The organism is Pseudomonas quercus, assembly GCF_012033695.1.
GTDB lineage: Bacteria > Pseudomonadota > Gammaproteobacteria > Pseudomonadales > Pseudomonadaceae > Aquipseudomonas > Aquipseudomonas quercus.
In genome coordinates this window covers 166,859-190,866 of the sequence record NZ_JAAVJI010000008.1, presented here as the reverse complement: position 1 = coordinate 190,866, position 24,008 = coordinate 166,859, and the positions used below count along the sequence as shown (strand labels likewise).

The following is a 24,008-nucleotide window of genomic DNA, read 5'->3' as shown; positions in this document are numbered from 1 at the left end:
AGGTGCCCTTTCTGTGAGCGCATCCATGACTGATCACACCGACATCGAATTTCTCGACCCGCGCGATTCCGACATGCTGCAACGCGCGCCCCTGGGTGCACTTCGCCCGTCCAGCACGGCGCCCCTGATTGTGACGCCCACCTTTGTGTCCCGCACGGATGCCACGCCCGAGCATCAGCGTGCCCACGACGCCGGGTCGGGCGTCGATAAAAACGGCAAGGAAGTGCGCAACCCGGACCAGCACCCGCAACGCCTGGCGTTGGAACCGAACCTTAACCTGGCCTTCGAGCACTGGGACGAATACTGGCGCAAGGTGCACGGCCCCAAGTTCGCTTATGAAGAGCCCGGCACCTCCAACGACCTGGTGGTGCGCTACGACCAGGTGCACCGGATCGCCTCCGGCCCCTCCTCGGCGTTCCGCCCACCCTACCGCGCCCAAACAGTCGCAGACGGGCGACTCCAGCCTGAACCGGCGCGCCACGTACCCGCCTATCACCGCCCAGACTGGGATGGTTTTGCCTACATCGCCTATGGCGAACAGGCCGACATCGAGAAAACCCTGAGCCAGGCCCAGTACGCCGAGCGCATCATTGCCGATGAGCAGACCGCCTTCCGTATGGTCACCCGAGAACTGGCCCGGGAGTACATCCTGATCCCCAGCGCCACCCACCGCGAGCCGGTGAGCCTGGTGAAGTTGCACTTCTGCAAAGCAGGGGTTTCCCGGGAGACGTTCCAAGACACGTGGTTGCACGGGCTGGCAGACGAGGTCATGGGCAAGGCCGCCACCCAGGCGTATGTGAAACGCTATGTGCAGTTGCACCCCTTCGGCTCCACCCAGGAAGACCCGGAAGGCTCGAAGATCGACGGAATCTCAGTGTTTTCCTTCGCCAACCTCAACGACGCCGAGGACTTCGTGGCCAGCCGTGACTGGACAGACCTGGAAACGGCCGAATCGGCCTTCACCGATGCCGAACGCTCCCATTTCTGGACGGCGATCAATTATGTGGTGATCAACCGGGTTGGGCCGGAGCGGGCGACGGACCGCTAGGCCTGTGCTTCGGGCCCTGCTGCCACGGCAGGGCCTGCACGCTTGGCGTACACCACCAGCCCACTGGCGCACACCAGCGCCATCCCCGCCAACGACCATAGCCCTGGCCGGTCCCCAAACAGCACCACGCCATACAGGGCTGCGAACACGATTTGAAGATAGCCAAGGGGCGCCAGCACCACGGATGAAGCGTGGCTATAGGACTTGGCCAGTAAAAAGTGCGCGCACAGGCCCATGCCACCCAGCGCAATCAACAGGCCCCACTCAATCGCGGTCGGCCAGGCCCAGTAAAAGGGCACCACCAGGCTCAGCAGCAGGGTGCAGAACAGGCCCACATAGAAGCTGCACACCGGTGGGCTGTCCGTGTCCCCAGCCAGCTGGGTCAGCAACTGATACAGCGCAAAAAAGAATGCGGTGGCCAGCGGAAACAGCATCCAGAGCGAGAAGGCGTCACTGGCCGGGTTGATGATCACCAGCACGCCGATAAAGCCTACGGCGACCGACAGCCATTGGTAACGGCTGGCACACACCCCAAACAGCAAGGGCGAGAGCAGGGTCACGAACGCGGGTGCCAGGAACACCAGCGCCGTGGATTCAGCGAGGGGTACGTGGGTCAGGCCGAACAGGAACGTCAGGCTGTCCGCCAGCAGGCAGGCGGCTCGCAGCAGGTGCAGCCAGGGGCGTTGTGTACGAAACCGCCCGGGTGCTGGGTTGCGCAGGATAGCCAAGGTGGCCAGCCCGGTATGAACGAGGTAGCGCACCCAGGCCACAAAGATCACGGGCAGCACGAGGATCAGCGTTTTGGACAGCACGTCATGGCTGGCGAACATCCAGGCGACGGCTGCCATCAGCCACATGCCCAGGGCGGGGTTTCGTACAGGTTGCAAGGGGGTCACAAAGGCCTCGGTGCAGTAGGCGGACGGCTTAACGCCAAAGGAGCTGCAGCCTATACACCCCAGCGCGGGATGTTCAACCCTAGAGTTTCACGCAGTGTGGTGCTACACCGCCCAGGGGTACGGCTACAGCACATTGGCCAGAAAGCGCTGTGTACGAGGGTGGCTGGGCTGCCCGAACACCTGTGTCGGCGCGCCCTGCTCAACAATCACACCCTCGTCGAAAAACAGCACGCGGTCGGCCACTTCCCGCGCAAACCCCATCTCATGGGTGACTACGATCATGGTCATGCCTTCCTGAGCCAGGCCCTTCATGACCGCGAGCACTTCGTTGACGGTTTCTGGATCGAGTGCGGAGGTTGGCTCGTCAAACAGCAGCAGCTTGGGCTTCATGGCCAGTGCCCGGACAATGGCCACCCGCTGTTGCTGGCCACCGGACAATTGTGCTGGGTAGTCCTCGGCCTTATGAGCCAAGCCCACGCGCTCAAGTAAGGCCATGGCGGTTTCCCTGGCCTGTGCCTTGGCCATGCGCTTGAGCTTCACCGGGGCCAGCATCACGTTGGCCAGCACGGTCATATGTGGGAACAGGGTGTAGTCCTGAAACACCATGCCTACCTCCTCCCGGAGCTTGGCCAGCGCCTTGCGGTCCCCGGCCTGCGCCACCTCCCCGCCTGCGATCAGCACGTGCCCGGCCGAGGGGGCTTCCAGGCTGTTCAGGCACCGGATGAAGGTGGATTTTCCCGAACCGCTTGGCCCGATGATCACCACGACTTCGCCCGTTTCCACTTCCAGGTCCACACCCTTGACCACCTCGTGGCCGCCAAAGTGCTTGCGCAAGCCGCGCACGGTCAGCATGGGCGTCATTGCGCCACCTGCTCAGTGGCCGCTTGCAGATGCTGCCGGGCACGTGCCAGGCGTTCTCGCCAGGCCTGGGCGTCGGCCCGCTGTTGGCTCAAGCGCGTGGTTGCCGCCGCTAATGAGGTGCTTAAAGCCGATAGCGCCGGCCCACCTTGGGACGCCCTGGACTGAACGTTGGTGGTAGGGTCCAGGCTCTGGCGTACCTGCTCGGGGTCCAGGCCCAGGGCGTGCCCCAGCTGTTCCTGGGCACAGGCGTCCACCATGGCGCTGTCGATACGGCTGGCGGGCAGCCCGGCATCCATGGCCTGTCGCACCGCTGCACCCACTACATGGTGGGCCTCACGGAAGGACAGGTCGGCCTCGCGTACGATCAGGTCCGCCAGGCCCGTAGCCGTGGAAAAGTCCTCGCCTGCCCGGCGCAAGGCCAGGGCCTGGTTGGGTGTGGCCGTGCGCAGCATGAGCCCGAAGAGCTTCAAGCAGCGAAGGGTTTCTTCAGCGGCTTCCCAGAAGCCCCGGGTGCCTTCCCGGCTGGCGTCCCCGGTATGGGAGAAGTTGGTGCCTTTAACGGTGGCACAGGCGCCCATCAGCAACCCCATGATGTGGCCGCTGCGGCCCTTGAGGTACTCCAGCACCGTGGGGTTTTTCTTTTGGGGCATGATGCTGGACGTAGCGGCGATGCTGTCGGGGAAGTCGATCAGGCTGAATTCGTGAGTACTCCATACAAAGTAATCCTGGGCCACCCGGCTCCAGAACACGGCCAGCAGGTTGAGGTGGGACAGGCTTTCGAGAATGAAATCCCGCGAGCCTACGGCGTCCAGTGCGTTGTCCACCACACCGTCAAAGCCGAGCAGGTCAGCCGTGCGTGCCCGGTCAATAGCAAAGGGTGTGCCCGCAAAGGCAGCGGCCCCCAGGGGGCTGTGGTTCATGGCCTGCAGTGTTTGCGCCAGCCGCTGGGTATCCCGTGCCAGCGCCTGCTCCACCGCCGCCAGGTAATAGCCATAGGTGACGGGCTGGGCCGGTTGCAAGTGGGTGTACCCCGGCATCACCACTTGGGCAAAGCGAATGGCGTTGTCCAGCGCAGCCTGGCGCACATCGCACAATGCGTCGATCAAGGCCAAGAGGGTATCGCGGCAACGTAGGCGGTCGAGGGTGGCCAGAATGTCATTGCGGCTGCGCCCGGTGTGCAGGCGCCCACCGATATCCGCACCGATCTGCTCGATCAAGTGGGCTTCGTAATTGAAATAGGCGTCTTCACGTGAAGGGTCCAGCGGCACCTGGTCCGCCCCGGCCGCCTCCATCGCCAACACCCCACGAGCTAGCACGGCGGCATGCTCCTGACGAATCAAGCCTTGTTCGCTCAGCATCACCACATGGGCCTTGTTGACATCGCCCAGTGCCGCAAACCCGGTGGCGAACCCTTCCAGGCGAGGCCGGTAGATGTAGTCGTTCACCTCCGGGGCCGTGGTTTCTTTCAAGCGACGACTGACTTTTGATTGCTGCACGGTCATACCCCTTTAGCGCGCATCGCTGGACGACCCAGGCGACGTTCCAGATAACGGCTGAGCCAGCTCAGCGATGAACACAACACGAAATACACCAGCAACACCGTGCCGTAGACCGAAAACGCCGGGCTGGCGCCCGTCATCACGGCCGAGCGCTCGATGATCACCTGCCCCACCTTGAGAAATTCGCTCACACCCACCAGCGCACCTAGGGAGGTGGCCTGTACCAGCATGGTGAGCAGCCCGGTATAGGCCGGCAGAATGGCCCGCATCGACTGCGGCCCGATCACATGCAGGTATACCTGCCAAGGCCTTAGCCCCAAGGCCCAGGCGCTTGCCCATTGATGCCGGGCGACCGATTCCAGCCCGCCACGCACAATTTCGATACCGTTGGCGCTACCCCACAGCGTCAGCCCGGTCGTCACGGCCGCGAAAGGCGTAAGGTCCACACCCAGCATGGGCGCGCCGAAAAAGATGAAGAACACATTGACGATCAGCGGGATGGAACGGAACAGCTCCACGTAGGCATGGATCACCAGGCGCAGGCCCCGGCTGGGCAATGTGGCCAGCACCCCAAAGACCGCCGATACCAAGGTAGTGAACAGCAGGATCACCAGCGCCAGGCGCACGGTCATCCCCAAGCCCTTGGCCACGAAGGCCCAGTTGTCGATCATGAATTCCATACGCGCCTCACTGCCTGAACGGCCGTTGCAAATGAGCACTCAGGCGCCCAGTGGCCAGCGACAGCAGCGCGACCAGCACCAGGTAGAGCACACAGATGGCACTGAACATCTCGATGGCCCGGAAATCTGTGGCAATGCGGTCCACGGCCACAAAGGTCAGCTCCGCGAGGCCAATGGCCTGGAGGTAGGACGAGTTCTTGAGCAGTGAAATGGCCGTATTGAGCATGGCCGGCAGGCTGGTGCGAAAGGCAATGGGCAGCGCCACCAGGCTGTAGTACTGCATAGGGCGCAGGCTCAGGGCCACCGCCGCTTCGCGCATGCCATGGCTCACTGTGCCCAGCCCCCCTCGTACGTTTTCCACCTGATAAGCCCCCGCCCACAAAGACAGGCATAGCACCCCAGACCAGAACAACGACAGCTCCAGGCCAATGGCAGGCAAGCCATAGAAGATGAAAAACAGCTGCACCAGGATGGGCGTGTTGCGGATCAGCTCTACGTACAGGGCGACCACCTGAGACAGCACAGGAATGGCCGCTACCCGCACCGCGCCCCCCAGAATGCCGATGAGCAGTGACAGCACAATCCCCAGCAGCGACACACGCAGCGTCATCAGCACGCCGCCCAGCAGCGCGGGCCATTGGGCCAGCAGGTAGTGAAGGTCGAAATCCATGGGCAGGCCTTACAGGGCTTCGGCCGGTTTGGCCTGCTCGAACACACTCAGGTAATAGCCCTGGATCGCCACGGGCACATACTGCTGCACCCAGGGGCGGAACAGCTTTTCGTCATGCATGCGGCCAATGGCTGCGCTGAGGTAGTCGCGCCAGGCCTCATCGTTCTTGCGCACGCCAATGGCCGCGTCGGACACCTGGAACGGTTCGCCGATCAGCCGCAGCGTGTCATCGCTGCCCGCCGCGACTACCAACGTTGCTGCGTCGTGGGTGTAGGCGTCGGCCCGGCCCTGGCGGAACGCCTGTAACGCATCAGCAGCGCTGTTCATGCGCAGGGTGGTCACCTCGGGCATGTGGTCTTCGAACCACTTGGCTTGCACAGAGCCCTTTAGGGTGGCGACAGTTTTGCCTTTAAGGCCGGCAATGGAGGCGATGGCGCTGTCTTTTTTCACCAGCACGTCGCTGGCACCCCAGCGATACGCCTTGGTGAAGTCGATCACCCGCTGCCGCTCCGGCGTAACGCCCAAGGTGGCGATCAACAGGTCCACCTTGCGGCCGATCAATTGCGGCACCCGGTTTTCGGCGGTCACGCAGGTGAACGTCACCTTGTCTTTGCTGCCCAGGGACCAGAGCGCGATCTGCCTCGCCATTTCCACTTCCACGCCTGCGTAGTCGCCCTTCTGGTCCTGGAAACCGTAAGGGGGTTGGTCGCAGCGTACGCCAGCGCGAATCACCCCTGCTTCGGTGATGGCTGCAGGCACAGCAGGCAGGTCGGCGGCGTGGGCGTGAACAGTGGCGCTGAGGGCCACGAGGAGCAGGAAAGGCTGGGTAACGCGTGCTTTACAGGAAAACGTCATGGTGCCTCCGGTCAAATGACAGTGCGCCCCACCATGGGGTCGCGCAACACGGGATAGCGGCAGACAGGCAGTGAAACCGCGGGCCTCTGTCGTGCCCTGCTTGAACACGTTTATAAAGCCTCTGGCCCATGCCAACAAATCCCAATACAGTGATAACCCATACGCTTTTGATATGGGTTGCCATGAACTTCAAGCAGATAGAGGCGTTTCGCGCGGTGATGCTCAGCGGTTCCATGACCGCAGCCGCACAGTCGTTGCACACCTCGCAACCCAATATCAGCCGCCTGATCAACCAGTTGGAGCGCGCCTGTGGCTTCAAACTGTTTGAGCGTGCCGGCGTACGGCTACTGCCTACCCATGAGGGCGCGGCGCTGTTTGCCGATGTGGAGCGGGCGTTCGTGGGGCTGCACAGCATTGAGGAGTCGGCCCACACCATTCGCCGCGAGGGTACCGGGCAGTTGCGCATCGGGGCGGTGCCCTCCCTCACGCTGACCCTGTTGCCGCGGGTGATCCAGCGGTTCCGCCAGGACAACCCCGGCGTTGCGATTTCCTTGCATACCAACGACTCACCTGCCGTCGCCCGCTGGACGGCCTCCCAGTTCTGTGACGTGGCGCTGGTGTCCTACGTGGCTGAACAGACACCTGGGGTCACGGCGCAGGTGCTGTGCGACGTGCCAGGCGTGTGCATTTTTCCCGAAGGCCATCGCCTGCAAGCCCTGCACCAGGTGACGCCGGCCGACTTGAAAGGGGAGGAATTCATTTCACTGTTGCACAATGACGGCTCCCGCAGCCGGGTAGACCGCGCCTTCCCAGACACCAAAGGCTATCGCCGCCTGAACCTGGAAACCCCCTATGCGGCCACCATCTGCTCGATGGTTGGCCTGGGGTTGGGCGTCAGCATCGTCAGCCCGCTGGTAGCAGGCGAATATGGGCATATCGGCCTGCAAGCGCGCCCGTTCACACCGCAGGTCCGTTTCACCACTTACCTGCTACTCCCGGCCGACCGGCCCCAGAGCCTGCTCAGCACACGCTTTTGCGCATTGGTCACGCAGATGATGCAGGCGGTCACGCAGCCCTGGCGCGAATAAAAGCGGTGTGCTGGCCCCACTTGCACCAGAACCGGCTTTACTGTGAGGCAGGAAGCCACCCAAGCCACTGGGCACTACTGCAAAAAAGTATCAGTCCTGGTGTGCTCGCGGCGTTGTGACAGGCGGCGCCTGGGGGTGTAATCGACCCAGGCAAAACGCCCCCGCTTCCTTGCGGACAAAAAAAACAATATCCGGCCCAGGCAACTGCCCAGGCCTTGAGGAGAGCACGATGCGCACGTCGGCACACGCCTTGATCGCCACCTGTTGCCTTGCCCTGGTCGGGCCCGCCATGGCCGCAGACACCTTGACCATTGCCACGGTCAACAACAGCGACATGATTCGCATGCAGCGCTTGTCCAAAACGTTTGAAGAACAGCACCCGGATATCAAGCTGAACTGGGTGGTGTTGGAAGAAAACGTACTGCGCCAGCGCCTCACCACCGACATCGCCACCCAGGGTGGGCAGTTCGACGTGCTCACCATCGGCATGTACGAAGCGTCACTGTGGGGTGCCAAGAACTGGCTAGCGCCCATGAAAGACCTGCCCGCCGATTACAAGCTCGACGACGTGTTCCCTTCCGTACGTGAAGGTTTGTCGGTCAATGGGCAGCTGTACGCGCTGCCCTTCTATGCCGAAAGCTCCATCACCTATTACCGCACCGACCTGTTCAAGGCCGCTGGCCTGACCATGCCGGAAAAGCCCACCTGGGACCAGATCAGCGAATTCGCCAGCAAGCTGACGGACAAGAGCAAAGACCAGTACGGCCTGTGCCTGCGGGGCAAGCCTGGGTGGGGCGAGAACATCGCGCTGATCACCACGTTGGCCAACGGCTACGGCGGCACCTGGTTCAACGCCCAGTGGGCACCTCAGTTCAACACGCCGGCCTGGAAGGACGCGCTGAACTTCTATGTGACCAACATGAAGCAGTCCGGCCCGCCTGGCGCGTCCAGCAACGGCTTCAATGAAAACCTTGCCTTGTTCAACAGCGGCAAGTGCGCCATCTGGGTGGACGCCAGCGTGGCGGGCTCCTTCGTGACCGACAAGGCCCAGAGCAAGGTCACCGACAGCGTGGGCTTCACCTTTGCCCCGCACCAGCGCACCGAAAAAGGCACCTCCTGGCTCTACTCCTGGGCCTTGGCCATTCCGGCCAGCTCCAAGAAGCAGGAAGCGGCCAAAACCTTCGCCATGTGGGCCACGTCCGCCGATTACGCCAAGCTGGTGGCGGATAAAGACGGTATCGCCAACGTGCCGCCAGGGACCCGCGCTTCGACCTATAGCGACGCTTACATGAAGGCGGCGCCTTTCGCCAAGGTTACTTTGGAATCGTTGAAAATGGCCGACCCGGCTGCCTCGGCAGACAAGCCTTATGTGGGCATCCAACTGGTCACCATTCCAGAGTTCCAGGCCACCGGTACGGCGGTGGGCAAGATCTTCTCCGGTGCCCTCACCGGGCAGACCACCGTGGACCAGGCCCTCGCCGCTGCACAGGCGAGCACCGAGCGCGACATGAAACGTGCGGGCTACCCCAAGTAACGTTGCCCATAAGGTCTGTAGGTAGCGCTTTCAGGTAATACCGCCTTATGCGAGGGCCGGCCTGGCCCTCGTTGGCAACCGAGGTAATCACCCATGACTGTTTCCACGCTTAACGCCGAGGCGGCGGCTGCTCGCCAGCCCAACCGGCGGCTGTTCCGCAACCCCGGCTGGTTCCTGGTCAGCCCCTCGGTCATCCTGCTGTTGCTGTGGATGATCGTGCCCCTGGCCATGACCCTGTACTTTTCCCTGATCCGCTACAACCTGCTGTACCCAGGTGAAAACGCTTTCGTCGGCCTGGAAAACTTTACCTATTTCCTGACCGACACGGGCTTTTTGCCAGGCGCCTGGAACACGGTGCTGCTGGTGGGCAGTGTGCTGCTGATCAGCGTAGTGGGCGGTGTACTGATCGCGGCCCTGCTGGAAGCCAGCGAGTTCTTTGGCCGTGGCGTGGTACGGGTGCTGCTGATCTCGCCGTTCTTCATCATGCCCACCGTGGGCGCGCTGGTGTTCAAGAACCTGATCTTCCACCCGGTCTCGGGGGTGCTCGCCGCCCTGTGGAAGTTCTTTGGCGCCGAGCCGGTGGACTGGCTGGCCAACTACCCGCTTCTGTCGATCATCATCATCGTGGCCTGGCAGTGGCTGCCATTCGCCATTCTTATTCTGATGACCGCCATGCAGTCCCTGGACCAGGAACAGAAGGAAGCGGCCCGCCTGGATGGCGCCGGCCCCCTGGCGATCTTCTGGCACCTCACCCTGCCCCACCTGGCCCGGCCGGTGGCTGTGGTGGTGATGATCGAGACAATTTTCCTGCTGTCGGTGTTTGCCGAGATCTTTACCACCACCAACGGCGGCCCTGGTTTTGCGTCCACCAACCTGGCGTACCTGATCTACAACCAGGCGCTGGTGCAGTTCGACGTAGGCATGGCCTCGGCGGGCGGCCTGATTGCCGTACTGATCGCCAACGTGGCGGCCATCGTGCTGGTACGAATGATCGGCAAAAACCTCACGGACAAGGGCTGAGGACACGACCATGATGACCCTCAAACAAAGCCGAAAGCTGCAAAGCGTAGCCCTGGGTACACTGTCCTGGCTGGTGGCGCTGATCATCTTCTTCCCGATCTTCTGGATGGTGCTGACCAGTTTCAAGACCGAGATCGATGCCTTTGCGACGCCGCCCCAACTGTTCTTTACACCCACCCTGGAAAACTACCTGCACATCCAGGAGCGTAGCGACTACCTGCACTTCGCCTGGAACTCCATCGCCATTTCGTTCAGCGCCACGGTGCTGTGCATGCTGATCGCCGTGCCGGCGGCCTACTCCATGGCGTTCTACGAGACCAAGCGCACGCGCCGCACCTTGCTATGGATGCTCTCCACCAAGATGCTGCCACCGGTCGGTGTACTGATGCCCATCTACCTGTTGGCCAAGAATGCCGGGCTGCTGGACTCGCAACTAGGGCTGATCATTATCTACACCTTGGTGAACCTGCCGATCGTGGTGTGGATGGTGTACACCTACTTCAAAGACATTCCCAAGGACATCCTGGAAGCGGCACGCCTGGACGGCGCAACGCTGTTGCAGGAAATGATCCGCGTGCTGCTGCCCATCAGCAAGGGCGGGCTGGCGTCTACGGTGCTGCTGTCCTTGATTCTGTGCTGGAACGAGGCGTTCTGGTCCCTGAACCTCACCAGCTCCCAGGCGGCACCGCTCACGGCCCTGATCGCCTCCTATTCAAGCCCCGAAGGGCTGTTCTGGGCCAAGCTGTCGGCGGTATCGACCCTCGCTTGCGCCCCCATCCTGATCTTCGGCTGGATCAGCCAGAAACAACTTGTGCGCGGCCTGTCGTTTGGCGCGGTGAAATAATAAAAAGGAGCCCCTCATGGCGACGTTAAAAGTGCGCAACCTGAAAAAAGGCTTTGAAGACCTGCAGATCATCAAGGGCATCGACCTGGATGTGCATGATCGGGAGTTTGTGGTGTTCGTGGGGCCGTCGGGCTGTGGCAAGTCCACCCTGCTGCGCTTGATCGCTGGCTTGGAAGACGTGAGCAGTGGCCAGATTGAACTGGACGGCCGTGACATCACCGAAGTGACCCCGGCCAAGCGTGACCTGGCCATGGTGTTCCAGACCTACGCGCTGTACCCCCATATGAGCGTGCGCAAAAACCTGTCTTTCGCCCTGGACCTGGCGGGCCGTGACAAACAAGAGGTTGAACGCAAGGTCAGCGAAGCGGCCCGCATCCTTGAGTTGCAGCCGCTGTTGGAGCGCAAGCCCAAGCAATTGTCGGGTGGCCAGCGCCAGCGTGTGGCCATTGGCCGTGCCATCGTGCGCAACCCCAAGATATTCCTGTTCGACGAGCCCTTGTCTAACCTGGACGCCGCCCTGCGTGTGCAGATGCGCCTTGAACTGTCGCGCCTGCACCAGGAATTGCAGGCCACCATGATCTACGTCACCCATGACCAGGTAGAGGCCATGACCCTGGCTGACAAGGTGGTGGTGCTCAATGCTGGCCGTGTGGAACAAGTGGGCTCGCCTCTGGAGCTGTACCACCACCCGGCCAACCTCTTTGTGGCCGGCTTTCTGGGCACGCCGAAGATGGGGTTCCTCAAGGGCCAGGTTAGCCAGGTGTTCCAGGACGGCTGCGAAGTGCTGCTGGATGCCGGCACGCGCATCACGTTACCGCGCACGGGCCCTGGCCTGGCCGAAGGGAGTGTGGTGACCCTGGGCATCCGGCCTGAGCACTTGGAGCTGGCGCAGCCTGGCCAGACCACCTTGAACGTGACCGCCGATGTGAGCGAGCGCCTGGGCAGCGACACCTATTGCCACGTGCGCACCGATGCAGGGGAAGCCCTCACCCTGCGTATCCGTGGCGACATGAGCAGCCAGTATGGCCAGCGCCTGGCCTTGCACCTGGATGCCCAGTATTGCCACCTGTTCGACGCCAACGGCCTGGCCGTGGCAAACCCTATGCGCGCGGCCGCCTGACGTTCGGAGCCAACATGACCACTACCCCTTTGAAGTTAAGCCTCGACGCACTAGACGACCTGCCTGATACCGTCAAGCGCCCTTCCTATCAGCCCGAGTTGCTGGTGCAAGGCATCGTGCACATGGGCGTGGGCGGCTTTCACCGCGCCCACCAGGCCTATTACACCGACGCCCTGATGAACCAGGGCAAGGCGCTGGACTGGGCCATCTGTGGTGCCGGCCTGCGCAGTGAGGACCGCAAGGCCCGTGACGACCTGGCGAGCCAGGACTACTTCTTCACCCTGTTCGAGCTGGGCGACACCGATGATACCGAGACCCGGGTAATCGGGTCGCTGCGGGACATGCTGCTCGCCGAGGAATCCCCTGAGGCGCTGCTTGAAAAGCTGGCCAGCCCTGATATTCGTATTGTCTCCCTCACCATTACCGAAGGGGGTTACTGCATCGATGACAGCACCGGGGAGTTCATGGCCCACCTGCCCCTGGTGCAGCATGACCTGGCCAACCCCACGGCCCCTAAGACCGTGTTTGGCTTCCTGTGTGCCGCCCTGCAACGGCGCCGTCAGGCCGGCATTCGGCCCTTCACTGTGATGAGCTGCGATAACCTGCCCCACAATGGGCAGGTGGCGCGCAAGGCCCTGATGGCCTTCGCCACCCTGGCCGGTGATGCCTATGGTGAAGGCCTGGCCCAGTGGATCGACGCTCAGGTAGCCTTCCCCAATGCCATGGTGGACCGCATTACGCCCATGACCAGTGCTGCCCATCGCCAGCAACTGCTGGACAAGCGCGGCATCGACGATGCCTGGCCGGTGGTGTGCGAGCCCTTTGTGCAATGGGTGCTGGAAGACAACTTCTGCGACGGGCGCCCGGCCTGGGAAGACGTAGGCGTACAGTTCACCGAAGACGTAACGCCTTACGAAGAGATGAAAATCAAACTGCTCAACGGCAGCCACCTGGCCCTGACGTACCTGGGTTTCCTGCGCGGCTACCGCTATGTGCACGAAACCATGAATGATCCGTTGTTCGTGCAGTACATTCGCGACTACATGAACCTGGACGTCACGCCTCAACTGGCGCCGGTGCCCGGTATCGACCTTACGGACTACAAGAACACCCTGATCGCGCGCTTCTCCAACCAGGCCATTGCCGACCAGCTGGAACGGGTCTGCTCGGACGGCTCGTCCAAGTTTCCCAAGTTCACCGTGCCTACACTCAATGAACTGATTCGCACGGGCGGTGATCTGGACCGGGCAGCGCTAGTGGTCGCCGCCTGGGCCCTCTACCTGCGCGGCGTTGACGAAAACAAGGTCACCTACCGTATTCCCGACCCCCGTGCCGAGTTCTGCCAGGGGCTGGTCGCCCAAGACGAGGGCCTGACCCAGCGCCTGCTTGGCGTAGTGGAGATCTTCGGCACCCAGGTCCCGGCATCGCGTGCCTTCGTTGAAGCCTTTGAACGGCAACTGCAGCAGCTACGCACCTTTGGTGTGGAAGGTGCCTTGCGGGCCTTGGTGACGGTGTAGGGAGCGCATTTATGTATCTAGGCATCGATTGCGGCACGCAAGGCACCAAAGCACTGATCCTGGATGCAACCACAGGCCAGGTACGGGGGCGCGGGTCGGCAGCGCATACGCTGGTCAGTGAAGCCAACGGGCGCCGGGAGCAGGACCCGGCGCAGTGGGTGGACGCCCTGATCGCGGCCAGTCGCGCGGCACTGGCCCAGGCTGGCATCGCCGGTAGCCAGGTCAAAGGTGTCGGGGTGTCTGGCCAACAGCATGGCCTGGTGCTGCTGGGCGCCGAGGGGCAGGTGCTGCGCCCCGCCAAACTGTGGTGTGACACTGAAACCGCGCCAGAGAATGACCGCCTGCTGGCGACGCTGGGCGGTACACAGGGGTCCATGGAACGGCTGGGGCTGGCCATTGCGCCGGGCTACACAGTGTCCAAGCTGCTGTGGACCCAAGAGCAGTTCCCCGAAGTATTCGAGCAAGTTCATAGCATTCTGCTGCCCCATGACTACCTCAACTTCTGGTTGACCGGCCAGCGCTGCGCCGAGTACGGCGATGCGTCAGGCACAGGGTACTTCGATGTGCGCCAGCGGCAATGGGACTACGCCTTGCTGGACCAGATCGACCCCAGTGGCCGGTTGCGACAGGCCTTGCCCAGGCTGGTACAGCCCAACGAAACCATTGGCACAGTGCTGCCCAACGTGGCGGCAGTGCTGGGTATCAGCCCCACGGCGGTGGTGGCCAGTGGGGGTGGGGACAACATGATGGGGGCCTTGGGCACCGGGAACATCGAGCCCGGCCTGTTCACCATGAGCCTGGGCTCCAGCGGCACCGTCTATGGCTTCACGCCCACCCCAGTGGTGTGTGACGAGCCTGCCGTGGCCACCTTCTGCTCGTCCTCCGGTGGCTGGCTACCCTTGATCTGCACCATGAACCTGACCAACGTGACCAGTGCCGTCCGCGGCCTGTTTGGCCTGGACCTGGCGGCCTTCAACCAGGCAGTGGCCGCCTCGCCTATCGGCGCAGACGGGGTGATGATGCTGCCTTTCCTGAACGGGGAGCGGGTGCCCCCCCTGCCCCTGGCTACAGGGTCGGTGCTGGGATTGACGGCGAGCAACCTGAACGCGGCGAACCTGTGCCGTGCGGCAGTGGAAGGCACCACGTTCGGCCTGCGCTACGGCCTGGACCTGCTGCGCAGTGCAGGCATGCACAGCACGGCCATCCGCCTGGTGGGGGGCGGTGCCAAAAGCCCGGTGTGGCGGCAGTTGGTGGCCGATATCATGGCCACACCAGTGGTCTGCACCGTGGAGCCTGAAGCGGCAGCCCTTGGGGCGGCGCTTCAGGCGGCCTGGTGCGTGGGCGAGCATGGTGATTTGCAGGCATTGTCTGAGCGCTGTGTACAGGTCGATCCAGGTACCCTTTGCCAACCCGACCCTCACCGCGTTCAGGCGTATCAGGCGGTGTATGAACGGTACCGGCACCATATTCTCTCTCTTTGACCCGAGGCCTACATGTTTCTCGTTTGCGGCGAAGCCCTGTACGATTTTTTCTGCAACACTCGCCTGGGCGAGCCCCAGGCAAGCCTTGACTACACCGCCGTGGCCGGGGGTTCCCCCTACAACGTGGCCATCGGGCTGGCGCGCCTGAATACGCCGGTAGCACTGCTCGCCGGCCTGTCCACGGATGCTCTGGGCAACAACCTCAAGCACCTGCTGGCCCGTGAAGGGGTCGACGGCCGCTACCTGCAGCATTTCGATGCCCCCACTACGTTGGCTATGGTGAGCTTGTCCGGCGACGGCCTGCCTTCCTATGCGTTTCGCGGCCTGGGGTGCGCTGACCGCGCGCTTGAGGTCGACCGCCTGCCGGCCTTGGACAGCGCGATCAAGGCCTTGCACTTCGGGTCGTTTTCGGCTGTGGTGGAACCGGTAGGCACTGCCTTGCGTGCCCTGGCACGGCGAGAGGCCAGCCACCGGCTGATCAGCTATGACCCTAATGTCAGGCTCAACCCCGCGCCGGATATCAAACAATGGCGCGCCGTGGTGGCGGAGATGGCTACCCTGGCCCATGTGATTAAAGTCAGCGACGAGGACCTTGAACTCTTATACCCGCAGGTGGCCTTGGAAGATATTGCTCGCGGCTGGCTTAAAGAAGGCTGCGAGTTGGTCTTTGTGACCCGAGGTGGCCATGGCGCCGATGTATTTAGCCTGGAACATGGACGGTTGTCCGTGGCCGCCCCCCGGGTAGAAGTCCGCGACACTGTAGGCGCCGGTGATACTTTCCAGGCTGCACTACTGGCCTGGCTGGCGGATCACGATGCGGTCACGCCTGGGAAGTTGCGCGCATTGAACCCCGAAGACCTCGAAACCCTGCTTCGGTTCGCCTGCAAGGCCGCCGCTATTACTTGTTCTCGAACAGGGCCTGACTTGCCGCGACGCTCGGAAATGTAAAAAGTTTACAGCTACAGTTCAAGTAAATCCCGCAGTAGGATATTTACTTAATTCATTTCAACCTCTATTCTCCGGCTACTGAGTTCATTAGCCGGAGCCCTACCCATGTCCAGACTCGCCGAATTCCGCGCTGCCGAAAAAGCGCTGCAAGAACAACTCGCCCAGCTTGAAGTAATGAAAAACGATACCTCGCTCAAGCGCGAAATCGAGTTCGAACAGAAACTGTTGGGGTTGATGAAGGAATACGACAAGAGCCTTCGCGATATCAAAAGCCTGCTGGACCCTACTGGCGCCTCCGCACCCCGTGCGGCTAGCGCTGCGCCGGCACCCAAGACCCGCCGCGCCCGCGTGGTCAAGGTGTACGAAAACCCGGAAACCGGTGAACTGATCGAAACCAAGGGTGGCAACCACCGCGGCCTGCGCGCCTGGAAGGATCAATACGGCGCAGAAACCGTCGAAGGTTGGGTTCGCCGCTAAACGGTACAGGGCTTCACGCTTTTTTCACACGCATACGCGCAGGATCAAGGTCGCTGAAGGAACAGCGCCCCATATGCCCGCTTCGGCGGGCTTCTTATTTTTACGCTTCTGGTGCCCTGTCAGGAGTGTCCTCCCTGCGTTTATGCCCCCGCTTCACATGCCTTACCTACGCAGGAGAACATCATGAGCCTTAATGACCTGGATACCGTTGCGGGCGTCACCGCTCAGCGGGACACCGCTACAGCAGGTTTCGTGTTCAACCACACCATGCTTCGTGTAAAAGACATTTCGAAATCCTTGGATTTCTATACGCGCGTATTGGGTTTTAGCCTGGTTGAGAAAAGAGATTTCCCGGAGGCACAGTTCAGCCTGTATTTCCTGGCTTTGGTAGATCGCAACAGCATTCCAGCCGATGACGCTGAACGTAACCGCTGGATGAAATCCATTCCGGGCGTACTTGAACTAACCCACAACCACGGCAGTGAAACAGACGACAGCGTCGTTTATCACAATGGCAACACTGACCCACGTGGCTTTGGCCATATCTGCGTGTCAGTGCCAGACATTCATGCCGCCTGCGAACGCTTCGAGAAACTGGGTGTTGATTTCCAGAAGCGCTTGGCCGATGGCCGTATGAAAAGCATTGCCTTTATCAAAGACCCGGACCAGTACTGGGTCGAAATCATTCAACCCACGCCGCTGACAGGCGAGTAAGGCGCGAGCAGCGGGGCTGCGCCTTAGCTGTGTACGAAATGTTCTGACGCGAAGGTCAGGCCGGGCCTCGCAGGCAAGGCGAAAACAGGCGGGGCCGCGCAGGCGAGGAAGCGGACTGGGCCCGCATTCGGGTTTACTAGTTGTAAATGAGCATTCCGACTGGGCTGGCAATCCAGCCTAGGCGGCCCCACCTGTTTTCAACGAAGCATCACCGAGTGTCAGGACTTTTCCTACATAGCCTAGAATAGCCCCAGCTGCTCCCCCACCAACTCCCCAAAGTCCCCTTCTACGAACGGCAGAATGGCATCGGCAATCGGCTGCAGTTGTCGGGTGATGTAGTGCTCGTAATCCAGGGGCGCGTGCCGGGCCTCTAAAGGCTCCGGGCCGTTGAGGGTCATCACATAGCTGATCCAACCCTTGCGCTGGTATTGCAGCGTACGCCCTTGCGCTTTGTTGAAATCGTCTGCCAGGCGCGCCGCCCGTACATGGGGCGGCACGTTTCGGACATAGTCGGCCAGAGGCCGGGTCAGGCGTTTGCGGTAGACCAGTTTGTCATCGTGCAGGCCATCGCGGGTCTGGCGTACGTAGTCCTGCACATACCCCTTCCAAGGCTGGCCGGTAAATATCCGGCGGTACAGCGCCTGCTGGAACTCCCTGGCCAATGGCGACCAATCGGTGCGTACGGTTTCCAAACCTTTGAACACCATGCGTTCAGCCCCGTCTGGTTCCTGAACCAGGCCCGCATAACGCTTCTTGCTGCCCTCTTCCGTCCCGCGGGTGGTGGGCATGAGGAACCGTTTGAAGTGTGTCTCGAACTGCAGTTCCAATGCACTGCTCAACCCCAGCGTTGAGAACAGGTGCTCACGCCACCAGGCATTAATCTGCTGTACCAGGGCGTTGCCGATGACCTGCGCCTGGGCATCGGTATGCTCGCCCCCCAGCCACACAAAGGTGGAGTCCGTATCGCCGTAGATCACGGTATAGCCCTGTGCTTCGATCAAGGCACGTGTCTGGCGCATGATCTCATGGCCACGGAGGGTGATGGAGGACGTAAGACGGGGGTCGAAGAACCGGCAACCCGAGGCACCCAGCACGCCGTAGAACGCGTTCATGATGATTTTCAAGGCCTGCGCCAAGGGGGCGTTGCCCTCGCGCTTGGCCTGCTCCCGCCCTTCAGCCACCTGCGCCACAATGGCTGGCAGGGCATGGACGGTGCGGGAAAACACGGCGCCCCGGTAACCTTCCACAGCCTGCTCTGGGGAGGCCAAGCCCTCTATCAAACCTACCGGGTCAATAAGAAACGTGCGGATGATAGAGGGGTACAAACTTTTGTAATCCAACACTAGGACGGAATGATACAGCCCCGGCAGAGAATCCATTACAAAGCCGCCTGGGCTCGCAGCGGGTAGGCGCTCGCCGCGGTTAGGGGCCACGCGCCCCAACCGGTGCATGGCGGGCAAATACAGGTGGTCGAAGGCCGCAATGGACCCACCCATACGGTCAGCGGGAAGGCCAGTCACTCGCGCTCGCTCTATCAGGAAGTCCATCAGGTGCGTGTGGGCAAAGATCCGGGTCACCAGTTCGCAGTCACGCAGGTTGTACCGCGCCAAGGCAGGCTTGTCCTGAGCAAACATACGCTCGATGCTTTCCAGCCGCTGATATACGTTGTCGATTGCTTTGCCCTCACCCAGCAGGGTTTGCGCTACGTTCTCCAGGCTGAATGACGAAAACGTCCAGTGGGCCGCCCGCAATCCCTCGATCCCGTCGATGATCAGGCGCCCTGCAGCAGAGGCAAAATAGTGACCCTGGTCAGCGTGCTCACGCCAGCCCATCGGTACACCGCCCCGCCCTAGCCGCAATGGAACGCCATAGCGCTGGCTGTGCTGGTGCAGCACCCGAAGGTCGAACTGAATAACATTCCAGCCGATGATTGCGTCCGGGTCATGCTGCACGAACCAGCGGTTAAGGGCTTCCAGGAGTTCGGTTGCGTTGGAATAGTAATCCAGCTGGAAGTCCACGTGCGGTGGGGTAGCCGGCATCGCCCCCAGCATCATGACGACACGTTGGCCACACCCTTCCAGCCCTATGCAGAACAGGTTTCCGTGGCGGTCGGTTTCAATATCCAGGGAGGCTAGTTTCAACAATGGGCGGTAGGCTGGAATAGGCCTGACATCTCCACGCCACCCGTGATCGGCCGAGCCTTGGGCGGTAAACGCGACCGGGGCGGTAATGAACCGCTCCATCAGGTAGCGCTCGGGCGGGCGGATATCGGCCTCGTAAAGGTCGACCCCACCACGGCGCAAGCGCACGGCCAGCTCCTGCAGTTGACCGAACTGCTTGCAGTACAGGCCTACTACAGCGCGGTTGCGAAAGTCTTTGAGCTTGAGCGGCTTGAAGCCGACGCCGGCGGCCTGATCTATCAGTCGCTCGGCAAGTGCCTGCTGGGTAGCAGGGAGGAAGGCCACGTGGGGTTGGAGGGGTAGACGCAGCCGCAGGGGGCCGGTGTCCGTGGCGAGCCAAAGGTGGACCTCTGTACCCTCAGGCGTATCGGCCCAGTGGCGCGTTAGCACAAAGCCATGGCGTGGAGGCACCCTTGATCCTCGACAAGCAAAGGCCCCAGTGTACCGGGGCCAAGGGATTATCTACAGGTCACGGCGAAATAGGGTCACTGGCGGGAAAGGTTTCGTCCACAGCGTGGTCGACCTTGTCATGGCCCTGGCCAGCATCTCGGGTTTTCACGCCCGTGCTGCCGCAGCCACACCCCTGCATGGCGCAGGCCTCGCCGTTGAGGTGGTCCACCGAACAGGCTACACAGCAGAACCAGCGGCCCTTCACCTCTACGCCTTCGGTGTGGCCATCCGCGCAATCACAGCCAGAACAGTTGCAGGTCTTGTCTGCCATAGTTACCTCCAGGCTTGAGCCCAATAACACAGGGCGCCGTGTTGCGCCCTTTCTGATTAGGGCCTGGAGGTGGCCGTTAAGTTTCCAGAAGTTAGGCGCCCCTGTGCGGGGGCCTTGAAAGCACGGGCAAGCCCGGCGCCGACGGGAACGTAGAAATCCATCAATACCGCTGATATTGCGAGCCGAATTCCTTGCGGTTGTCAGCGACCAGCACAGCGTTGGAAGTGTTGGCCTTTACTCTGCGAGTGATGGCTGTCAACGCTTCAGCTTTGTGAATCACTGTGGGCAAAGAAGAAGGCTTAGGCAGGGCGAAGGCACTACCGGCGCTTAAGGCAGTAAGTGCAAAAGTGAAAGCCAATGCGTGTTTCATGGTATTTCTCCTTCAAAGGGGTTGGTAGCGGGTATGGAGCTACCTTAGCCACCTACCGCCCTTGAGGGAAAATCAACGCAGGCATAGTGAACATCAGCGCGAATGATGCGCTTATTTCTTCTTGTGGATTTCCTTGATCACCGAGTTTTCACGGTTGACCATCACGTAGGTACCTTTGATATCCACCCACTGGGAATTGTCTTCTGGCGCCCTCAGGCCCTTGCTTTTCCAGTCCTTGACGGCAGTTTCTTCACGGGTGTACATGTCCGGCGCTTTGTCACCCTCGATGTAGCATTTTCCGTGGCCCAGGAAGTCGGTCCAGACCGCATCTGGCTTGCAATCGGCCGGCTTCTCGTCAGTGGCGTGTGCCGCCAAGGGGCCCAGGCACAACAGGCTCGCCAGTACTACCGCAGATCGTGTATTGCGCATCTCTCACCTCATCTCTGGCGGGCGGCTGCCCGCTTCGCGACGGTTTGCCGTTAGGCACCGCTTACATACTATGAAAGCTGGCTCGCCTGGAAAGTTTCGTTTCCGCACTACTTAGGGCGCGGTATCAACGCTCACCACCACCGACATTCCCGGCCGTATCCGACGAGCGTCAGGCTGGTCAGGGTCTACCACAATGCGCACGGGAATACGCTGGGCGATCTTGACGAAGTTGCCTGTGGCATTGTCCGCCTGGAGCAGGCTGAACTCAGAACCTGTCGCCGGCGCAATCTCTTGCACATGGCCTGTAAGCCGGGCGTGGTTAAGAGCGTCTACGGTGAAGGACGCAGCCTGCCCCACTCGCACGTGCGCCATCTGAGTTTCCTTGAAGTTGGCGATCACCCAGACGGTGTCGGGCACCAGCGCCATCAGCTGTGCCCCGGAATTGACCCAGGCGCCCAGGCGCACGCCTATCTGACCCAATTGCCCATCCCGGGGGGCGACTACTCGCGTGTTGGCCAGGTCGATACGTGCCAATGCCACAGCGGCGACTGCGTTGCTCACCGCAGCTTGCAGCGAATCCTTGTTCACCTCCACGGTGCGCAGGTCTTCTTCGGCGATGCGGACCGCCGCGTTCGCCTGGGCCAGGCTGGCCCGTGCCTGTGCGGCCGCAGCGCGGCTCACATCCAGCTCGCTTCGTGAAATGGACCCGTCAGTGACGAGTGCCAGGCTGCGTTTGAGGTCCGCGCCGGCCTTATCAGCCTGAGCTTTAGCGCTGCCGATGGCCGCCTTGCGCTGGTCGATGGTGGCCTGTGCGCTGCGCGTCTGCTGGCGGTTGTTGGCCAAGGCTGCTTGTTGGGAGGCCAGGCTGGCTTCGGCCTGGGCCAGGCGTTGGGTATAGATGCGGTCGTCCAGGCGTACCAGCAGGTCCCCGGCCTTGACCTGCTGAAAGTCCTGCACCGGCACCTCAAACACATAGCCGCTGAGCTGAGGGCTAATTACCGTGACCTGGCCACGAACCAGTGCGTTTTCCGTGCTTTCGATCGCGCTGGCAAAGGGCGGCAACTGCCAGGCATAGAGCACGATCAGCACGCCCAGCAGCGCCAGCGTGCCGAACGCGAGTGCAGACAGCACACGCGTGCGCCGGGGCCGGGACTCGGCGACGTTGTCAGGGGGCGGCGCCTGCCCTTCCGGGGTGGCTGCGATGGCAGTGGTGGTAGCGGTTTGAGGCGTGTCAGTCATTGGGGTTTGCCGGCAGGTTGAACATCGGCCGCCTGTTGGGCGCGGGCATTGCTGGCAAGCCACAACACGCGAACGGACATCCAGATGAGCGTAAGGATAGCGATGATGGCGATCAGCATGAACACGTCGTTATAGGCCATCACGTTCGCCTCCCGTGTGGCGGCATTGGCCAGGGCGCGAAGGCCTTGAGCGTTGCGTGCGCTTGGGTCGGCCAGGGCCTGGGCGTAGGACGCGGCCCCGCTGCTGACCCGGGCAGCCACACGGGGGTCGGTGGCTTGTAGCTGCTCAACGATGAGGCTGGAGTGGAATTTTTCTCGGATCACTTGCCAGGTGCCCAGTAGGGCTGAACCCAGCAGGCCACCCAGGTTCTGGGCAATCCCGAAGAGCACGGAAAAGCTGACCAGGTTGCGTGGGTTGGCTATCACGTTGCGGGTGCCAATCACCATGGTGGGCCCTAGAAAATAGGTACTGCCGAAGGCCAGCAGAAACTGGCTGACGTACAGCTGGGGTGGCCGGGTCAGGTTATTGGAGAAACTGTCCATGAGTGCGCCCACCGCCATCAGGCCTACTGAGAACAGCAGCGGCCGGAACAGGTGGTCTGGGTTGATCATCAAGGCACTAATCAGCAGCCCTGATACGCTGCCGATCAACATCACCACGTACAGGCTGAACAATTGCTCGCTGCCCATGTTCAGGTACTGCATGAACCCCACTGCGCCGGTGGACTGTTCCGAGCTGACCATGCGTATGAGCACCACAGCCAACCCTAACCGCAGGATAGGCCCACTGCCCAGCCACCTTGTCATCAGCAACGGGTTGCGGCGGTTGTGCTCGATGCACAGCCCCGCCAGGATCAGTACGATGGAACAGGCCAACGCAATCCCGATCCAGCGGGCTTCGAACCACCAGTCGATACGCCCCAGTGACAGCACCGCCACCAGCAGGCCCACGCCGGGGGCCAGTAGTGCGAAGGTGAGAAAGTCCAGCGGCTCGAAGGTACGGAAGCGGTCGCCGGGGGGCAATTTGAGCCAGAATACGGCCGCCAGCGCTGTGATCGCCAGGCCCAGTTCGAACAGGTAAAGCCCGCGCCATTCGGCGATCTGCAGCAGGTCTTCGGAGACCAGCCGGGCCAGGGGTAATGCCAACTGAGCGGTGCCCAAGCCCAGCACCAGCGCCTTGAGGCGCCATTTGGCGGGCAATGCCTGGATCATGTAGTAAAGGCCCAACGAACTCAGGGCGGCGCCCACCATGCCATGGGCGGCGCGCACGGCGATGGCCGAGCCCAGGTCGTTCACGAACAGGTGGGCCAAGGTCACCAGCACGTACAGCCCCAGGAACACTTCCGTAAAGGCGCGAAGGCCGAACTGCTGCCGGAACTTGACCAGCAGCAGGTTCATGGTGACGTTGGTCATCACATAGGCCGCTGGCAACCAGGCGATTTCTGCACTGGTCACGCCCAGCGCGCCTTGCAGGTACACCAGGTTGGCTGTTACCAAGGCATTGCCTAGCCCGCCGGTAATGCCCACCAGCAGGCCCACCAGCGCATAGGCGATGCGGCGTGGCGTAGGGTGCAGCGGCGTAGAAGGTGAGCCGGGCATTGAGGGCCGCTCGTGGGGCTGCCATTCCCGGGGCGCATAGCGTTCCATACCTAGACCAATGATGAGCTGTGGCTTAGTAGCATTGAGGGTTGAAAAGTTCGACCTGCGAACGGATCGGCTGATTGTACTGCCATGGCATCTATTCCTTCCCAAGCGGGATCGCCAGGGCAATTTGCCCTGTGACAGCCCTGCTAGCTTTTTCAAAAGAGAATAACTCTC

General features: G+C 61.7%; 23 protein-coding genes. 11 read left to right on the top strand and 12 right to left on the bottom strand.

Annotated elements, in window-relative coordinates; all coding sequences use genetic code 11:
• Window positions 1–25: 25 nt before the first annotated feature.
• The gene (locus HBH25_RS14685; protein ID WP_168084659.1) at window positions 26–1,048 is read left to right on the top strand and encodes an EthD domain-containing protein; all 1,023 of its coding nucleotides are present in this window, start codon (window positions 26–28) and stop codon (window positions 1,046–1,048) included.
• On the opposite strand, the gene HBH25_RS14680 is transcribed toward HBH25_RS14685, so the two are convergent.
• The 6 genes from HBH25_RS14680 to HBH25_RS14655 all read right to left on the bottom strand — a co-directional run bounded on the left by HBH25_RS14680 (window position 1,045) and on the right by HBH25_RS14655 (window position 6,509).
• Entirely contained in the window at window positions 1,045–1,944 is a 900-nt protein-coding gene (locus tag HBH25_RS14680) for a DMT family transporter (RefSeq protein WP_168084658.1), read from the bottom strand. The two genes, HBH25_RS14685 and HBH25_RS14680, sit on opposite strands and share 4 nt — an antisense overlap.
• A gap of 123 nt (window positions 1,945–2,067) precedes the next feature.
• A complete protein-coding gene (locus HBH25_RS14675; RefSeq protein WP_281361145.1) occupies window positions 2,068–2,805 on the bottom strand; it encodes an amino acid ABC transporter ATP-binding protein in 738 nt (245 codons plus the stop codon).
• On the bottom strand, window positions 2,802–4,301 hold the full coding sequence (argH, locus tag HBH25_RS14670) for an argininosuccinate lyase (RefSeq protein WP_168084657.1): 1,500 nt from the start codon (window positions 4,299–4,301) through the stop codon (window positions 2,802–2,804). Before argH ends, HBH25_RS14675 begins: the two co-directional genes overlap by 4 nt.
• 2 nt (window positions 4,302–4,303) lie before the next feature.
• Window positions 4,304–4,984 carry an amino acid ABC transporter permease gene (locus HBH25_RS14665; RefSeq protein ID WP_168084656.1) on the bottom strand — a complete coding sequence of 227 codons (681 nt, stop codon included), beginning with the start codon at window positions 4,982–4,984 and terminating at the stop codon, window positions 4,304–4,306.
• Between the two features lie 7 nt (window positions 4,985–4,991).
• A complete protein-coding gene (locus HBH25_RS14660; protein ID WP_168084655.1) occupies window positions 4,992–5,654 on the bottom strand; it encodes an amino acid ABC transporter permease in 663 nt (220 codons plus the stop codon).
• Window positions 5,655–5,663: 9 nt separating this feature from the next.
• A complete protein-coding gene (locus HBH25_RS14655) occupies window positions 5,664–6,509 on the bottom strand; it encodes a transporter substrate-binding domain-containing protein (RefSeq protein ID WP_168084654.1) in 846 nt (281 codons plus the stop codon).
• Window positions 6,510–6,691: 182 nt separating this feature from the next.
• Between HBH25_RS14655 and HBH25_RS14650 the strand changes: the two genes are divergently transcribed.
• The 10 genes from HBH25_RS14650 to gloA all read left to right on the top strand — a co-directional run bounded on the left by HBH25_RS14650 (window position 6,692) and on the right by gloA (window position 17,252).
• Window positions 6,692–7,597: a LysR substrate-binding domain-containing protein gene (locus HBH25_RS14650; protein WP_168084653.1), complete on the top strand. Its 906-nt coding sequence runs from the start codon at window positions 6,692–6,694 to the stop codon at window positions 7,595–7,597.
• 229 nt (window positions 7,598–7,826) lie between these two features.
• Window positions 7,827–9,131 (top strand): ABC transporter substrate-binding protein, encoded by a 1,305-nt coding sequence (locus HBH25_RS14645; RefSeq protein WP_168084652.1) that lies wholly within the window; start codon window positions 7,827–7,829, stop codon window positions 9,129–9,131.
• Between the two features lie 93 nt (window positions 9,132–9,224).
• The gene (locus HBH25_RS14640) at window positions 9,225–10,151 is read left to right on the top strand and encodes a carbohydrate ABC transporter permease (RefSeq protein ID WP_168084651.1); all 927 of its coding nucleotides are present in this window, start codon (window positions 9,225–9,227) and stop codon (window positions 10,149–10,151) included.
• A gap of 10 nt (window positions 10,152–10,161) precedes the next feature.
• Entirely contained in the window at window positions 10,162–10,995 is an 834-nt protein-coding gene (locus HBH25_RS14635) for a carbohydrate ABC transporter permease (protein WP_168084650.1), read from the top strand.
• Window positions 10,996–11,011: 16 nt separating this feature from the next.
• Window positions 11,012–12,115 (top strand): ABC transporter ATP-binding protein, encoded by a 1,104-nt coding sequence (locus HBH25_RS14630; RefSeq protein ID WP_168084649.1) that lies wholly within the window; start codon window positions 11,012–11,014, stop codon window positions 12,113–12,115.
• 29 nt (window positions 12,116–12,144) lie between these two features.
• Complete coding sequence (locus HBH25_RS14625) at window positions 12,145–13,632, top strand: mannitol dehydrogenase family protein (protein ID WP_420708506.1); 1,488 nt, start codon at window positions 12,145–12,147, stop codon at window positions 13,630–13,632.
• An 11-nt stretch (window positions 13,633–13,643) separates the two neighbouring features.
• Entirely contained in the window at window positions 13,644–15,113 is a 1,470-nt protein-coding gene (xylB, locus tag HBH25_RS14620; protein WP_168084647.1) for a xylulokinase, read from the top strand.
• A gap of 12 nt (window positions 15,114–15,125) precedes the next feature.
• Window positions 15,126–16,061: a carbohydrate kinase family protein gene (locus HBH25_RS14615; RefSeq protein ID WP_168084646.1), complete on the top strand. Its 936-nt coding sequence runs from the start codon at window positions 15,126–15,128 to the stop codon at window positions 16,059–16,061.
• A 105-nt stretch (window positions 16,062–16,166) separates the two neighbouring features.
• Window positions 16,167–16,538, top strand: a complete 372-nt coding sequence (locus tag HBH25_RS14610; protein ID WP_168084645.1) for a histone-like nucleoid-structuring protein, MvaT/MvaU family — start codon at window positions 16,167–16,169, stop codon at window positions 16,536–16,538.
• 183 nt (window positions 16,539–16,721) lie between these two features.
• The gene (gloA, locus tag HBH25_RS14605; protein WP_168084644.1) at window positions 16,722–17,252 is read left to right on the top strand and encodes a lactoylglutathione lyase; all 531 of its coding nucleotides are present in this window, start codon (window positions 16,722–16,724) and stop codon (window positions 17,250–17,252) included.
• Between the two features lie 239 nt (window positions 17,253–17,491).
• Here gloA and HBH25_RS14600 read toward each other — a convergent pair whose 3' ends face one another.
• From HBH25_RS14600 to HBH25_RS14575, 6 genes are all read right to left on the bottom strand, one after another.
• Window positions 17,492–19,843, bottom strand: coding sequence for a DNA polymerase II (locus HBH25_RS14600; RefSeq protein ID WP_168084643.1), 2,352 nt, complete (start codon window positions 19,841–19,843; stop codon window positions 17,492–17,494).
• Between the two features lie 58 nt (window positions 19,844–19,901).
• Complete coding sequence (locus HBH25_RS14595) at window positions 19,902–20,153, bottom strand: metallothionein (RefSeq protein WP_168084642.1); 252 nt, start codon at window positions 20,151–20,153, stop codon at window positions 19,902–19,904.
• A gap of 160 nt (window positions 20,154–20,313) precedes the next feature.
• Window positions 20,314–20,523 carry a hypothetical protein gene (locus HBH25_RS14590; protein WP_168084641.1) on the bottom strand — a complete coding sequence of 70 codons (210 nt, stop codon included), beginning with the start codon at window positions 20,521–20,523 and terminating at the stop codon, window positions 20,314–20,316.
• Window positions 20,524–20,634: 111 nt separating this feature from the next.
• Entirely contained in the window at window positions 20,635–20,952 is a 318-nt protein-coding gene (locus tag HBH25_RS14585) for an RcnB family protein (RefSeq protein WP_168084640.1), read from the bottom strand.
• A 111-nt stretch (window positions 20,953–21,063) separates the two neighbouring features.
• A complete protein-coding gene (locus HBH25_RS14580) occupies window positions 21,064–22,191 on the bottom strand; it encodes an HlyD family secretion protein (protein WP_168084639.1) in 1,128 nt (375 codons plus the stop codon).
• The gene (locus tag HBH25_RS14575; RefSeq protein WP_168084638.1) at window positions 22,188–23,837 is read right to left on the bottom strand and encodes an MFS transporter; all 1,650 of its coding nucleotides are present in this window, start codon (window positions 23,835–23,837) and stop codon (window positions 22,188–22,190) included. The genes HBH25_RS14580 and HBH25_RS14575 overlap by 4 nt, the downstream gene beginning before the upstream one ends.
• Between the last annotated feature and the right edge of the window lie 171 nt (window positions 23,838–24,008).

Coding starts and splice junctions, on each gene's coding strand:
- HBH25_RS14610 (WP_168084645.1), top strand. CDS start 16,167: ATGTCCAGACTCGCCGAATTCCGCGCTGCCGAAAAAGCGCTGCAAGAA.
- HBH25_RS14685 (WP_168084659.1), top strand. CDS start 26: ATGACTGATCACACCGACATCGAATTTCTCGACCCGCGCGATTCCGAC.
- HBH25_RS14580 (WP_168084639.1), bottom strand. CDS start 22,191: ATGACTGACACGCCTCAAACCGCTACCACCACTGCCATCGCAGCCACC.
- HBH25_RS14595 (WP_168084642.1), bottom strand. CDS start 20,153: ATGGCAGACAAGACCTGCAACTGTTCTGGCTGTGATTGCGCGGATGGC.
- HBH25_RS14615 (WP_168084646.1), top strand. CDS start 15,126: ATGTTTCTCGTTTGCGGCGAAGCCCTGTACGATTTTTTCTGCAACACT.
- HBH25_RS14575 (WP_168084638.1), bottom strand. CDS start 23,837: ATGGAACGCTATGCGCCCCGGGAATGGCAGCCCCACGAGCGGCCCTCA.
- HBH25_RS14650 (WP_168084653.1), top strand. CDS start 6,692: ATGAACTTCAAGCAGATAGAGGCGTTTCGCGCGGTGATGCTCAGCGGT.
- HBH25_RS14675 (WP_281361145.1), bottom strand. CDS start 2,805: ATGACGCCCATGCTGACCGTGCGCGGCTTGCGCAAGCACTTTGGCGGC.
- HBH25_RS14660 (WP_168084655.1), bottom strand. CDS start 5,654: ATGGATTTCGACCTTCACTACCTGCTGGCCCAATGGCCCGCGCTGCTG.
- gloA (WP_168084644.1), top strand. CDS start 16,722: ATGAGCCTTAATGACCTGGATACCGTTGCGGGCGTCACCGCTCAGCGG.
- HBH25_RS14635 (WP_168084650.1), top strand. CDS start 10,162: ATGATGACCCTCAAACAAAGCCGAAAGCTGCAAAGCGTAGCCCTGGGT.
- HBH25_RS14590 (WP_168084641.1), bottom strand. CDS start 20,523: ATGAAACACGCATTGGCTTTCACTTTTGCACTTACTGCCTTAAGCGCC.
- HBH25_RS14585 (WP_168084640.1), bottom strand. CDS start 20,952: ATGCGCAATACACGATCTGCGGTAGTACTGGCGAGCCTGTTGTGCCTG.
- HBH25_RS14640 (WP_168084651.1), top strand. CDS start 9,225: ATGACTGTTTCCACGCTTAACGCCGAGGCGGCGGCTGCTCGCCAGCCC.
- HBH25_RS14655 (WP_168084654.1), bottom strand. CDS start 6,509: ATGACGTTTTCCTGTAAAGCACGCGTTACCCAGCCTTTCCTGCTCCTC.
- HBH25_RS14665 (WP_168084656.1), bottom strand. CDS start 4,984: ATGGAATTCATGATCGACAACTGGGCCTTCGTGGCCAAGGGCTTGGGG.
- HBH25_RS14645 (WP_168084652.1), top strand. CDS start 7,827: ATGCGCACGTCGGCACACGCCTTGATCGCCACCTGTTGCCTTGCCCTG.
- HBH25_RS14630 (WP_168084649.1), top strand. CDS start 11,012: ATGGCGACGTTAAAAGTGCGCAACCTGAAAAAAGGCTTTGAAGACCTG.
- xylB (WP_168084647.1), top strand. CDS start 13,644: ATGTATCTAGGCATCGATTGCGGCACGCAAGGCACCAAAGCACTGATC.